General features: G+C 55.1%; 14 protein-coding genes. 11 read left to right on the top strand and 3 right to left on the bottom strand.

Annotated features, from left to right (window positions below; genetic code table 11):
• Window positions 1-48 precede the first annotated feature (48 nt).
• From SK3146_RS07455 to SK3146_RS07445, 3 genes are all read left to right on the top strand, one after another.
• Entirely contained in the window at window positions 49-570 is a 522-nt protein-coding gene (locus SK3146_RS07455; protein WP_249864486.1) for a glycerophosphodiester phosphodiesterase family protein, read from the top strand.
• A complete protein-coding gene (locus SK3146_RS07450; protein WP_249864485.1) occupies window positions 570-815 on the top strand; it encodes a PI-PLC domain-containing protein in 246 nt (81 codons plus the stop codon). Before SK3146_RS07455 ends, SK3146_RS07450 begins: the two co-directional genes overlap by 1 nt.
• A 323-nt stretch (window positions 816-1,138) precedes the next feature.
• Window positions 1,139-2,650: an MDR family MFS transporter gene (locus SK3146_RS07445; protein ID WP_249864484.1), complete on the top strand. Its 1,512-nt coding sequence runs from the start codon at window positions 1,139-1,141 to the stop codon at window positions 2,648-2,650.
• A gap of 125 nt (window positions 2,651-2,775) precedes the next feature.
• On the opposite strand, the gene SK3146_RS35265 is transcribed toward SK3146_RS07445, so the two are convergent.
• Window positions 2,776-2,949: a DUF3973 domain-containing protein gene (locus tag SK3146_RS35265; RefSeq protein WP_375295526.1), complete on the bottom strand. Its 174-nt coding sequence runs from the start codon at window positions 2,947-2,949 to the stop codon at window positions 2,776-2,778.
• Between the two features lie 169 nt (window positions 2,950-3,118).
• Between SK3146_RS35265 and SK3146_RS07440 the strand changes: the two genes are divergently transcribed.
• Entirely contained in the window at window positions 3,119-3,394 is a 276-nt protein-coding gene (locus SK3146_RS07440) for a hypothetical protein (protein ID WP_249864483.1), read from the top strand.
• Window positions 3,395-3,447: 53 nt separating this feature from the next.
• Complete coding sequence (locus SK3146_RS07435; RefSeq protein ID WP_249864482.1) at window positions 3,448-3,747, top strand: hypothetical protein; 300 nt, start codon at window positions 3,448-3,450, stop codon at window positions 3,745-3,747.
• Between the two features lie 176 nt (window positions 3,748-3,923).
• On the opposite strand, the gene SK3146_RS07430 is transcribed toward SK3146_RS07435, so the two are convergent.
• Window positions 3,924-4,532: a GerMN domain-containing protein gene (locus SK3146_RS07430; RefSeq protein ID WP_249864481.1), complete on the bottom strand. Its 609-nt coding sequence runs from the start codon at window positions 4,530-4,532 to the stop codon at window positions 3,924-3,926.
• A gap of 25 nt (window positions 4,533-4,557) precedes the next feature.
• Window positions 4,558-5,955, bottom strand: a complete 1,398-nt coding sequence (locus tag SK3146_RS07425) for an N-acetylmuramoyl-L-alanine amidase family protein (RefSeq protein WP_249864480.1) — start codon at window positions 5,953-5,955, stop codon at window positions 4,558-4,560.
• Between the two features lie 429 nt (window positions 5,956-6,384).
• On the opposite strand from SK3146_RS07425, the gene cyoE reads away from it, so the two are divergent.
• The 6 genes from cyoE (at window position 6,385) to glpK (ending at window position 13,156) form a co-directional block, all read left to right on the top strand.
• Entirely contained in the window at window positions 6,385-7,242 is an 858-nt protein-coding gene (gene cyoE, locus SK3146_RS07420) for a heme o synthase (protein ID WP_249864479.1), read from the top strand.
• A 195-nt stretch (window positions 7,243-7,437) separates the two neighbouring features.
• On the top strand, window positions 7,438-7,743 hold the full coding sequence (locus SK3146_RS07415; protein WP_249864478.1) for a Dabb family protein: 306 nt from the start codon (window positions 7,438-7,440) through the stop codon (window positions 7,741-7,743).
• 611 nt (window positions 7,744-8,354) lie between these two features.
• The gene (locus SK3146_RS07410) at window positions 8,355-9,788 is read left to right on the top strand and encodes an L-fucose/L-arabinose isomerase family protein (RefSeq protein WP_249864477.1); all 1,434 of its coding nucleotides are present in this window, start codon (window positions 8,355-8,357) and stop codon (window positions 9,786-9,788) included.
• Window positions 9,789-9,855: 67 nt separating this feature from the next.
• A complete protein-coding gene (locus SK3146_RS07405; protein WP_249864476.1) occupies window positions 9,856-10,707 on the top strand; it encodes a transketolase in 852 nt (283 codons plus the stop codon).
• Window positions 10,704-11,666: a transketolase family protein gene (locus tag SK3146_RS07400; RefSeq protein ID WP_249864475.1), complete on the top strand. Its 963-nt coding sequence runs from the start codon at window positions 10,704-10,706 to the stop codon at window positions 11,664-11,666. Before SK3146_RS07405 ends, SK3146_RS07400 begins: the two co-directional genes overlap by 4 nt.
• Window positions 11,663-13,156, top strand: a complete 1,494-nt coding sequence (gene glpK, locus SK3146_RS07395) for a glycerol kinase GlpK (protein WP_249864474.1) — start codon at window positions 11,663-11,665, stop codon at window positions 13,154-13,156. Before SK3146_RS07400 ends, glpK begins: the two co-directional genes overlap by 4 nt.
• Window positions 13,157-13,533 lie beyond the last annotated feature (377 nt).

Below are 13,533 nucleotides of genomic sequence, written 5' to 3'. Positions count from 1 at the left end.
GCAACCGGCCGACCCGAAATAAATCAATCGGAGAAAGGGAAGAGGCGCATGATAACTCGGCTTGAGCATCAAAAGGAAATCATCGTAGCGGGGCATAGGGGCTGGAAGTCCGCTTACCCGGAAAATACGCTGCTCTCGTTCCGGCGGGCGCTGGAGATCGGGGTCGATATGCTCGAATTCGATCTGCGATTGTCCAAAGACAAAGCCGTCGTGATCATTCACGACGAAACGGTGGACCGCACTACCGACGGTACGGGCAAGGTGAGCGATTATACGCTGGCCGAGCTGAAGCGGCTCGATGCGGGAGGATGGTTCGGCAAGCCCTTCGAAGGGCTTAAGATTCCGACGCTGGAGGAGCTGTGCGAGCTGTTGTCGTCCTACCCGGACGTGCTGCTGAATGTGGAGGTGAAGCCGAGTCCGGATGCAACGGACGTTGTCGATGCGGCGGTGGCGGCGCTGGATCGCTGCGGCTTCCTGCCGAGATGCTCGTTCACCTGCTTCGACGCTGCGGTTCTGGCTTATATGTACGACAAGCACGGACTGAAGACGCAGGGGTTCCCGGGGAGCTGATGTCCAATTATATCGAGGGCGAGGAGGGCACCTTGTCCAAAATGTGGGCGGTCGGCATCAGCATGAAGCTGCTGACCCCGCAGCGGGTTCGGGAATACGAGGAGCGCGGCATACTGCCGTGGTGCTACTGCCCGGATACGGAGCGGCAGGTGCATTATGCTTTAGGCTGCGGCTCCCTGCTGATGACGGTCAACGACCCGCTGCCTGCGCTGCAGCTGCGGGAGCGGCTCGGACCGCAGGAATAGCACGTATTGTATAAAGCGTCGGCAGTCCCATTCCGTTGTAATAACGGCGTGGGGCTGCCGGTGTTATAGGGCAATCCGAAAAACATTGGAAAAAACGTAACGAGTATGATTACTTCCGGTTAGATCCTGAGCGAGGGCGGCGAATATTACGCTGCTTTCGCTTTTTTTTGCGCCGAAACACACAACTAGGCACTCCACACCCTTCCGCTATGCAAGATTCGATTCTCAAACGACTCGGAATATGTTAATATACATAAAGTTATAAAAAGTTTGCAAATTGAATCGGGAGCGGGTTCGCTTCTGAAAGGATGGTTGGATTGCAAGTGAAACAAACGAATACGAGAGTCGTAACGCTGGCTCTTTTGGTCGGCACGTTTCTGACGGCGATCGAAGGGACGGTCGTCAGCACGGCGATGCCCAAAATTGTCAGCGAGCTGCAGGGCATCGAGCTGATGAACTGGGTGTTTGCCGTCTATTTGCTGCTTTCGGCCGTAACGGTGCCGGTATTCGGCAAGCTGTCCGATTTGTTCGGGCGCAAGGGCGTGTTCATGTTCGGTACAGTCGTTTTTCTGGTAGGCTCCTCGCTATGCGGCATGGCGCATACGATGGGGCAGCTGATCTTATTCCGGGCGATTCAAGGGATCGGCGCCGGAGCGATTATGCCGGTTACTTCTACGATCATGGCCGATATTTATCCTGTCGAGAAGAGAGCCAAAATGATCGGCCTCGTCAGCACGATGTGGGCGATTGCCGGTGTGGCGGGACCGCTCGTCGGCGGATTTTTCGTTGATCAAATGACCTGGAACTGGATATTTTTCATGAATATTCCTTTCGGTATTATTTCGATGGTCATGATCGGGCTCGGGCTGCATGAGAGGGTTGAGAAGAAAAAGCACAGCATCGACTACGCGGGAGCGGTGACCTTCATCTGCGGGATGCTCGGCCTGCTGTTCGCCCTGCAAAAAGGCGGGGAGGACGGAGCGTGGACGTCGCCGCTTGTGGTATCTTTGTTCGTCATATCGGCTGTGCTCATAGCCGTCTTCATTTGGATCGAAACGAAGGCGAAGGAGCCGATGATCCCGCTTAAGCTGTTTAAGACGGAAGGGATACTTGCGGCCAATACGGTCAGTCTGCTGATCAGCGCGTTATTAATCGGCGTTATGGTCTATATCCCGATGTGGGTGCAGGGAGTGCTCGGCTTCGGGGCCACCGTATCCGGCTTTATTATTACGCCGATGTCGATTACATGGATGATCGGCTCGTTCATCTGCGGCCGGCTGATGATGAAGGCGGGCGTGCGGATGGCGACTTTTCTCGGGATGATCTTGCTGGTGCTCAGCATGCTGTGGCTGTTGTTTTTGGGGCAAGCATCGTCTACGCTGCATTTTTACGCGGTGACGGCGCTGCTCGGTATCGGCTTCGGCGTCGCTTTTACTATTTGTACGGTCACTGTACAGTCCGCTGTAGGCTGGGAGCTGCGCGGAGCGGCTACCGCCTCGAATATGTTTTTCCGTACGCTCGGTCAAACGGTCGGCGTAGCCTTGTTCGGCACCTGGTTTAACGCCAAGCTGTCGAGTGTGCTGACCGGCGGCGAAGGGGCCTCGCTCGGACTTACCCTCGATCAGATGAACGAGCTGATCAACCCGGCTACGGCCGACCGGTTATCGGATCAGGTGCAAAGCGTGCTGCGAGGGACGCTTGTCGCCGGGCTGCATCATCTGTTTATTTTGCTGTTCGCGATCTCGCTAGTCGGATTTATCTTGACCTGGCTTCTGCCGCGGGCTGCCTTGGAAGGTTCGGGTTCAAACCCCAACAAAAAAGCCCAGGCGGGCTAAGCGGCGCACAATCATAACAATCATAGACAACAAGAACAACAAAAGCCTGTGAACGGCGATATGCCGATTCATAGGCTTTGTTTGTGTTCACGGCTTCTGTTATATGTGCAGTTCAAGGCGGGTGGTCAGGCGGTGCACGGATGAGGCTTTCCGCAGCATGAATGATGAGGCTTGCATATGCCTACCGGGTATAGATTCGAATGGATGTAACGAAAGCCCGACTTGAAAATAAGTTCTTGTTTTTCATAATGAAGCCTATGAAGTTTTTCGCAATGCAGGCAGAAATACAACGCATCCACACCTTTCGACAAATAATGACATTGTTATTATAGGGTATTTGATGTGTGTTTGGTGTGAAGAAATGCAGACAACAATAATAGTCACATAATGACAACAGTTTTCGAGCGCATTTTTACTAGCAAGTTGGTAATCTATTGAAAAGAAGAACTCATAGGAGGATCAATCCATATGGCGCAACAATTCGGGTTATACATGCTGGTGGCTGTTTTCATATGTCTTATGCTGGTATTGTTGGTCGATGTCGTAAGAAAAAGCAAGCATATAGTCGGCGGCGAACAAGGCGGTCAAGCCAAGGAATCAGCCGTACGGGATGAGCAGCCGCCGGTTTATCCTCTGTACGTCGACTGCAGCCGCGATTTTTTGCAGCCATCGGCCGCGGCCGGCGCAGAGGAGCTGCACCGCCCGGCGCCGTGGAGCGAAAGCGCCGCTGCGAGCCGGACGTAGACGCCCGAGCGGCGAGGCAAATCCGAGACTATATTATGTAAAGGTGAGTGACTATGCAGATTAAGAAGAAAAGCGATATCGAGACGTTGCTGAATCATTTTAGTTCCTTCGCCCAATGGGATGTGGCGGGAAAGAAGCATTATTTCGTGTTTTCCGACCGGAAACGCGGGGGGCAATGGACCTTAATGGGTTACCCGAACGATCGTTTCAGCGTTCATGGGCGCGGGGAAGATTATTTGGATGAACAGGAATCGTTTTTCGAGGAGCGGGAAAGTATTATTTCTTTTTTGTGGGAGCACCGGTCCGCATTTAACTCCGCCGTCAAGCAAACTCAGCTTCAAGCTGTAAGATGACGTTCCGAAGAAAGGGGAAAATCGTATAACAAGCCTTGAACAGGCCCTCGCAACAACCAAAAAGAGCAGCTGCCGCGGCAGACTGCTCTTTTTCTTACGCTTCCGTTCGGACAGACGCAAGGGTCACCCGCCCATCGCGGAAAGGGCTCCGGATAGGAGCTTTTCTCAAGGTCCGTTTATTGGCTGTCTCTTGTCATCGGATGCGGCAGGTCCATATGGCCCATTAACGATTCCTCCGCTTTGCCGTCAACCAGAATATCGATAGATTCCACTTCAGGGAATTGAAACAGCGTCTTCTTAATGGCATCCAACAGCATAAGCTCGCCCGGAGCGCCGAGCCGACCTTCGCTGGAGACGGTTAAGTCGACCGTCAGTTTCTTGTCCTTCAGCACGGCGGACTTAAAGCCGAGCGCTGCGGCCAGAGGAACGAGGCTGCTGTTCTGAGGCGCCTTCTTCAGCGTCCACAGCGCGGCCGTATACTTGTCCTTATCCTCTTGATAGTTAATGGAGACCTGCTGCTCCACCACCTTTGTTTGCTGTTCGTCGCCATAGTAAGCCTTGATCGTGCTATGAATGGCTTCCTTCGCCTTGCCGGTCTGATCGGCGGTTTGGCTATTCGTTTGATTGTTCGTCTGAAGCGGAGGCGGAGTCGTCTGGCTGCTGCCGGTTGCCGGAGTCTCGGCGCCTTGCGCGGGTCCGCCGGCCATCGGTTTTTGTCCGCATCCGCTTAACGCAAGCGCGAGAGCGCTTGCGATCAATATACCGCGTACGTTATGTTGTTGCATCGAATCCACCACCTTTATTCTCGCCTTACGAAATGTGAAGCTGCTCTTTGATGCCGGCTACGATCGCCGCAGCTACCTTGTCCTGGAACGCTTCGTCAAACATCAGCGCCGTATCCGCGGGATTGGACAGGAAGCCCACTTCGAGCAGCACGGCCGGCATATTCGTTATTTTCACTACGCGGAACGCTTCCTGTTGGACGCCGCGGTCCGTCAAGCCCGTAGCGGCAATCAGATGCTTGTGCATAATATTAGCGAAATCTACGCTGTCCGATTTATAATAATACGTTTCGGTTCCGGTGGAAGTGGCAAGATAGCTGTTGCCGTGGATCGATACGAATAAATCCGCTCCCAGATCATTTGCGAACTTCCCGCGGCCGTCCAACGGTACGAACGTATCGTCATTCCGCGTCAAGTACGGCTGAATCTGTTCTTCCTGCTGGAGCAGCTTGTACACCTTAAGCCCCATCGTCAGATTGAATTCCTTCTCCGTTCTGCCGTTAACCGCTTTGGCTCCGGGATCTTGATCGCCGTGTCCGGGGTCGATCACGACTTTGAACTTGCCGCTGTTTTTCTGGAACAGCCCGGTCAGCGCTGCGGTGTTCAGCCCGGATTCCCAGCTCATATCGACCGGTTGTTTCATATCGAGCACCACGCGTACGGAGTAAGGATTCACATTATACTGCGAGTAGCGCACATTCGCTACATATACGTTATTGGAAACGGTGCTGCCGCTCTTGGAAGCGGCTTCCTTGTACAAGGACGGATCGAGAACGGCATCCGGAATGTCGATGACAAGCCGCTCCGGATCGTGCAGCGGGAACACCGTAGGATTCAATTGTCCCGAACTCGCTTTCAGGTAGAGGCGGGTGGCGTCCGTATCGATGCCGGTAATGACCGGCAGGACGTTGCCTTTGCCGTCCGTAGCAGGCTTGCCCGTCGTATCCGGCTGCTCCGCCGGAGGCAGAACGGTCTCGTCCGCGGGCTTCTCCGTCAAATAAACGGCACGCGTCACGTCGCTCCAGTCGACGTCGATGCCCATGTGCTCGGCAACGAAGCGAACCGGCAGCAGCGTGTTTCCGGCAATCAGCACGGGAGCTACGTCGAGCGAAGTTTTGACTCCGTCTACGGTGGCGGCCGGCTGATCGATGATCATTTCAATTTTTGTTTTCGCTTTGGATATCGTCACCTTTTGGGCGGCCTGGTTCCATTCCACCTTAGAGCCCAATTCCTCGGCAATGATTCGGACGGGAACCATGGCGACATCCTTAATAATTCGCGGAGCAACCTCCGGCTTCAATTGTTTCCCGTTAAAAAACAAAGGCACTCCAACGTCCGAGCCCTGGGGATTCGCGAACGCCAAGGCTGGGAGCAGAAGGGCGATCAGCAGCAATGATAATAATGTCGTAACAAGCCTCAACTTCATCTTTCACCTCGAAAAAAATAATCGTCAGAACCGCCAAGGATTCTCTGAATCGCAGTCTATCGATGGCCACATTCAACAGCACGCCGTATCGCTATTTTCTCTCTATATGTACCGTAGTAGAAATGAAATTTTGACAGCATGACCCCCTTTTCGACAGTGTACAAACCATTAGACTCCGCAACCCGGCAAATGTTGCATTTTTCCAAGGTACTTTTTACAAATTGGGACTTATGGCGCAGGCAGACGCAAATTGTTCAAATTCGGCTTCAAGTGATAAAACCCGCGCATTGTGGGCTATACTTGAATAGGAGCGGACAAATTGTTCAAATGCCATTCATTGTTTTTTGTCGTATTCTTAGGTATGATGGATACCACTGGGCAAAAGGCGTATTACGGGCCCTCGTTTGAAGAGATCAGGAGGATTATTTCGTGCTTAAGGATATGATTGCATTAACGAAACCGGGGCTTCTTAGATTAAATGTGTTCGCCGCGCTGGTCGGCTTCTGGGTGGCGTCGAAGTGGAGCATCGACTGGCTTCATTTAATATGGATGCTGATAGGCTCTACGCTGACGATAGCGTCGGCCTGTGTTATTAATAATTATTGGGACCGCGAGCTGGACCGGAGAATGGAGCGCACGAAGAACCGTCCGCTTCCGACAGGGCGTTTGCAGCCGGGCTTTGTGCTTGGATACGGGATCGCGCTGGGCGTGATCGGAGTGGGGCTGCTGTTTTGGCTGGTCAATGCCCTTACGGGCTGGCTTGCTCTGCTCGGATGGTTCGTGTATATCGTGATTTATACGATCTGGCTTAAACGCAGCTCGACATGGAGCACTTCGGTAGGAGGAATCTCCGGAGCGATGCCGCCTGTGATCGGATATTGCGCGGTAACGGGCCGGGTCGATGCGGGAGCCTGGCTGCTGTTCGCGCTGCTGTTTCTGTGGCAGCCCCCGCATTTCTGGTCGCTCGGCATCCGCCGGGTGGAGGAATACCGCGCGGCAGGCTTTCCGCTGCTGCCCGTCGTCAAAGGCATCAAGCGGACCAAGCTGCAGATGATTCCGTACGTCGTGCTGCTGATTCCTTCGGTTATTTTATTGTTTACTTACCATTATGTCGGGTACGTCTTTTTGGCGGTATCGCTGCTCGGGGGCGTCATATGGCTGGTTCATACGCTGCTCGGTCTGTACGCTAAGGACGACGAGAAGTGGGCCAAGACGAATTTTCTCATTTCCGTCAATTACTTAATGCTTGTCTTCATTGTTATGTTCCTCAATACGCCGTGGGCGTAAGCGGGCTTGCGTTCCGCGCAGCGGCGCTTTATCATGCGGATCGGCTAGTTCCGCCGGAGACTCAGCTTTCTATTGGGAGGCGGAGTCTCCTTTTTTCGCCGGAGAAGCAACGGCTCTGTAAAATATGGAAATGGCCCTGCCATTTGTTCTATAATTTGTGTGAGGCCTTTACAAACTGGTGATAGGAGAATGACTATGGAACCTAATACAATTCGGCATCAGGTTTTATTTTGTCTTCAAGAGCATGCAACCGATCAAGACAAGGAGAAGTTTCTGCAAGAAAGCGAATCCGTGTTATCGGCGATTCCTTACGTGAACAAGTTTGAGGTGCTGCGCCAAGTCAGCCGCAAAAACGATTACGATTATGCATTTTCCATGGAGTTTGCCGATCAGACGGCGTATGACGCTTATAATGTTCATCCCGAACATGTACGCTACGTCGAGCAAGTATGGAACGTACAGGTGTTACGATTTCTCGAAATAGATCTCATATCTTTATAAGACATGCCGTCATAAGATCATGGACTTTAGCTGCCGGTAAGGCAAGCGGGGCCATGGTCTTTTTTTTGTTGTTTAGGAAATGATGCGCAGCCATATCCTGTGGAAATCCGGGGTCTCCCCCGAAAGGAAAGTCTACCCATAGAACGATCCCAGAGGAAGGGTTAGACGCCGATCCAGCTTAGGCTGGATGCGGACGGAATAAGCTTCAGAGCATCACGTCACTACCCTGGAAATTACTCTTGGTACCCCATTTCCATTGTCTGTGGTGCCGCGTAGCGGCATGGATGGCTTTTGGGGGATTTGTTCTTGATGGCACACGGGGAGAGATATTTAGCGAAGTTTTGGGTTTTGATAGATTTATAGGAATTAATAGCTATATAGTTTAGTTTGTTTAGCTGAAATAATAGTTGTTGATTCGATTTGGAGAAGATATTATGCCTTTTACGGCTATGTTTAGTTATTTTTATATAAAAACTACTAAATTAAATGGTTGACGACTAAATTTTTCGGTGATACATTTAAATGGAAATGAGCGGTTTAAGTAAAAAGGTTAAAAGTGTTTAGTTGTTTTGAGAAGTTGCATATAAATGAAACGGAGGCATGATAGACGAATGAACAAGTTGAAACTGGGGTATGCGCCGACCCGGCGTTTTGTGTTCAGCGCGGAGGACGCTTTTAAGTACAAGGTGATGATCCGCAATAAAATCGAGAGCTTCGGCCTCGACCTCGACATTGTCGATTTGGAGGGCATCAACTCGGAGGGCTTGCTGTATGACGACAACATCAATGCCGATTTGATCATCGAACGCTTCAAGCAGGAGAAGGTGGATGCCGTCTTTTTTCCGCACTGTAATTTTGGTACGGAGGATACGGTAGCCCGGGTAGGCAAGGCGCTCGGCAAGCCGGTTCTGCTATGGGGGCCGCGCGATGAAGCGCCGCTGGAAGACGGCATGAGGCTGCGCGATACGCAGTGCGGGCTGTTCGCTACCGGCAAGGTGCTCCGCCGCTTCAACGTGCCGTTCACGTACATTACAAACACCCGGGTGGATGATCCGGTATTCGAGAGAGGCTTCGTCAATTTTGCCGCCGCGGCCAATGTCGTCCGTCAATTCCGGAGCTTGCGCATTTTGCAGATCGGTCCGCGTCCGGCCTCGTTCTGGACTATGATGTGCAACGAAGGAGAACTGCTGGAGCGGTTCGGCATCGAGATTCATCCGATTACCCTCGTCGATATTCAATTGGCCTCGAAGAAGCTTGAGAAGAGCGGCGGGACGGAGGTGGAAGAGGCGATCCACTATATTAAGGAGAAGCTCGATTATTCCGAAGTGACCGAGGACGACGTCAGACGCATCGCCGCGCTCAAGGTCGCGATGAAGCAGTACGCCCGGCAGACCGGAAGCACGGCTATCGCCATTCAATGCTGGTCTTCGCTGCAGGACGCGATGGGGATTATGCCTTGTCTGGCCAATGCGATTTTGACCGACGAGCAAATTCCCGTTACTTGTGAAACCGACATTCACGGAGCGATTACTTCCGTTATGGTGCAGGCGGCCGCGATGAACCAGGCGCCGACGTTTTTTGCCGATTTGACGGTGCGCCATCCGGACAATCCGAACGGCGAGCTGCTCTTCCACTGCGGCAATTTCCCGGTATCGCTGACGGTCGAGCAGAAGCCGAAGCTGCGCAAGCATTTTCTGTTCGACGATCATTCGCCGGGTACGCACGAAGGCGAAATTCGCGGCGGCGAGATGACGCTGGCGCGGTTCGACGGGGATCATGGAGAGTATCAGCTGCTTCTCGGCAAAGCCAAAGGCATTCAAGGACCGTATACGCGAGGCTCCTATGTGTGGGTTGAGGTCAACGACTGGCCGTTATGGGAAGAGAAGCTGGTTAAGGGCCCGTACGTTCATCATTCCGTAGGCATCCATGCCAACGCCATCCCTGCGCTGTATGAAGCCTGTACATATATTCCGGGACTGACGCCCGATCCTGTCGATCCTACGGAGAAGGAAATTCAGGCTTGGCTGCGCGGCTCGGATTTATAGGTGCTATGAACCCCTGGATGATAGGAAGACATATTTCCGGCCGCAAGCCGGGGCACAAGGAGGACATATGGACATAAGCGCATTGAAGGCCAAAGCCGCGGAAATCCGCACGCAGCTGCTGACGATGATTCATGCGGCCAAGACGGGGCATACCGGCGGCTCGCTCAGCAATACCGATATTTTAACGGCATTATATTATCATGTGATGAAAGTAGACCCGCAGCGGCCGAAATGGGAGGAGCGCGACCGCTTCGTCGCCAGCAAGGGGCATTCCGTGGAATCGCTTTGGTGCATCTTGGCCGATCTCGGATTTTTTCCGAAGGAGGAGCTCGCCACGTTCAGCGGCTTCGGCACCCGGCTGATCGGACACCCTAACAATAAAGTGCCCGGCATCGAAATGAATACCGGAGCGCTTGGGCACGGCCTTGCGGTTTCCGTCGGAATGGCGCTGGCGGCGAAGCGGGACGGCAGCCCGTACCGCGTGTTTTGCCTGATGGGAGACGGCGAGCAGGCCGAAGGCTCCGTATGGGAAGCGGCGATGGCCGGGGCGCATTATAAGCTGGATCAATTGGTCGGAATTATCGACCGCAACCGGCTGCAGATCAGCGGTTCGACGGAAGAAGTGATGGGTCTGGAGCCGTTGGAAGAGAAATGGAGAGCTTTCGGCTGGCATGTCGTTTCGATCGACGGCAACGATATGGAAGCGCTTGTAAAGGCATTCGAGGCGGTGCCGGAGCAGAGCGGCAAGCCGACGCTGGTGATGGCCAACACGGTCAAAGGCAAAGGCGTTTCTTTCGCCGAAAATGTGCCGCATTGGCATCATCATGTGCCGAATGACGATGAGCTGGCTCTGGCGCTGAAGGAGCTGGCGGCGGAGCGGGAACGCTGGACACGGGAAGGGCAGGTGCAAGGACAATGATAAAAGCGGCAAATACGATTCCGAACCGCCAAGTCATTTGCGAAACGCTGATGGAGCTGGCGCAGACAGATAAGGACATCATGGTGCTTGCGAGCGATTCGCGCGGCTCGGCGGCGATGGCTCCGTTCGCCAAACAATTTCCCGGGCAATTTGTCGAGGTGGGCATCGCCGAGCAAAATATCGTGGGGATATCGGCAGGGCTCGCCCACAGCGGCAAGAAGCCGTTCGTCGCTTCGCCGGCTTGCTTCCTCAGCATGAGGAGCATCGAGCAGATTAAGGTCGACGTAGCTTATTCGGGCATGAACGTCAAGCTCGTAGGCATTAGCGGCGGAGTCAGCTACGGGGCGCTCGGCATGTCGCATCATTCGGTGCAAGATATAGCGGTTGCCCGGGCGATTCCCGGTCTCGCCGTCATCCTTCCCGCCGACCGCCATGAGACGAAAAAGATGACGGAGGCGCTTGTCGGCTACGAAGGCGGCGTCTATGTCCGCATCGGGCGCAATCCGGTGGAGGATGTGTACGATTCCGACGGATACGAGTTTGTCATCGGCAAGGCGGTAACGATGCGCGAAGGAAAGGACCTGACGATCATCGCCGCCGGAGAGACGGTGCGGATCGCTATGGATGCGCAGGAGCTGCTTCAGGAGGCCGGCGTATCCTGCCGCGTCGTCAATATGCATACGATCAAGCCGCTCGACGAAGAGGCGGTTGTTAGGGCGGCCGAGGAGACCGGCCATATTATGACGGTCGAAGAGCACAGCATTCACGGAGGGCTCGGCGCCGCCGTAGCGGAGGTCGTCGTCCAGCATCGGCCGGTGCCGATGCGGATTATCGGCATACCGGATGAGCCCGCCATCGCCGGCAAGTCGGCCGAAGTGTTCCGGCACTACGGAATCAGCGCGGACAATCTGAAGCGGGTGGCGCTGGAACTGATCGGCCGCAAGGAGAAGCTGGGATGAGCAAGGACTTTCTCCTCGCCGTCGATCAAAGCACGTCAGGGACCAAGGCGCTCGTCGTCAACCGATCGGGACAAATTGCGGCCAGGAGCGCCGTCGGCCATACGACGGCCTATCCTCAGCCGGGCTGGGTCGAGCAGGACCCGGAGCAAATCTATGCCAACGTCAAAGCTGCGATCAAGCAGGCGCTCGCCGATGCGGGAATCACTCCGCAGCAGCTCGCCGCGCTGACGATCACGAACCAGCGGGAGACGGCCGTTCTGTGGGACCGCACGACCGGGCGGCCGGTCTATCCGGCTATCGTCTGGCAGTGCCAGCGGACGGCGGATGCCTGCGGGGCCTACAAGGCGGCCGGGCACGAAGCGAAGGTGCGGGCGGCTACCGGCCTGCAGCTCGACCCGTATTTTTCCGCCGCCAAATGGCGCTGGATGCTCGATCATGCGGCAGGCGCGGCCGCCAAGCTGGCGGAAGGAAAGCTGCTGGCGGGCACCGTCGACAGCTGGCTGCTGTGGAAGCTGACGGGCGGCCGGGTGCATGCGACCGACTATACGAATGCGAGCCGCACTTCATTGTTTAACATCCGCACGCTGCGATGGGATGAGGAGATGTGCAGCCTGTTCGGCGTTCCCGCGGAGCTGCTTCCCGAGGCGAAGCCGTCCGACGCCGTCTTCGGATATACCGAAGATCCGGATTTGTTCCCGGAGCGTATTCCGATCTCCGGCATCATCGGCGATTCGCAGGCGGCGCTGTACGGGAACCGCTGCTGGCTGCCGGGCATGGCCAAGGCGACCTACGGCACCGGCACCTCGGTGCTGATGAATGTGGGGGGGCAGCTGGCTGACGCCGGAGAAGGACTCGTCAGCGCCGTCGCCTGGGGCGCGGGCGGCAAGGTGACGTATGCGCTGGAGGCGGTAATCCGCACTTCCGGCGACAGCATCAAGTGGGTGCGGGATAATCTGGGCCTGTTCTCCAGCTTCTCCGAGATGGAGGAGCTGCTGGCCGGCGCCCCGGACAACGAGGGCGTCTATCTCGTGCCGGCCTTCGTCGGCCTCGGCGCCCCTTATTGGGACGCTTATGCCAGAGCGTCGATTACGGGGATGAACCGCGGCACGGGCAAGGCGCACATCGTGCGGGCGGCGCTGGAGAGCATCGCTTATCAAGTATGCGATGCGGTGAAGCTGCTGGAGTCGGCTTCCGGCCTGCGCTTGGCCGAGCTGCGCGCCGACGGCGGCGCATCGGATAACGCCGCGCTGATGCAGTTCCAGGCGGATATGCTGGGACAGCCGGTTGCGAAGCCGGAAGTGGCGGAGCTGTCGGCGATCGGCTCCGTATACTTGGGCGGCCTCGGGGTCGGCTTCTGGCGCTCGCAGGACGAGATCGCCGCGCTTCCGGCCGTATACCGCGAGTATCGGCCCGCCATGGACGCCGTCCGGCGGGAAAACTATTACGCCGGGTGGCGGCAGGCGGTCGCTACGGTGCTGACCGGCCGCTGATCCGCGCGCGAATCGCATATATAATGAGAAGGCTGCTCTTGTCCAAGGAGCGGCTTTTTTGACAGTATTTATAAACTTCGGGGCTCCCCGCAAAGTACCTGAATCAGCTTCGAAGCCAAGGCCTGCCGCGTCAGCGGCATAGATGGCTTTGTGGGGTTATTTTATGCCATTCAGGCCATCGCCATCGGTTCGGGCAGCGGCCGGAAGACGGTTTACGCATGCACAGCCGGTGTTTTTCGCGCTTTATTATGCGCGGACTTAAAAGCGTGGTAAAAAAAGAGCGGAGGGGCATTTGAATCTGGAAAAGCGTAAGCGTTCGTCTTGGTTTCCGGATTTCACCCGTTTCAAGGACTTAGCTATTCAAGAAATCCGGGAAC

This window comes from Paenibacillus konkukensis (genome assembly GCF_023523925.1).
GTDB classification, from domain to species: Bacteria; Bacillota; Bacilli; order Paenibacillales; family NBRC-103111; genus Paenibacillus_S; species Paenibacillus_S doosanensis.
Note: the sequence above shows the minus strand (reverse complement) of the source record. Positions and strands in the feature narration are given on the sequence as shown.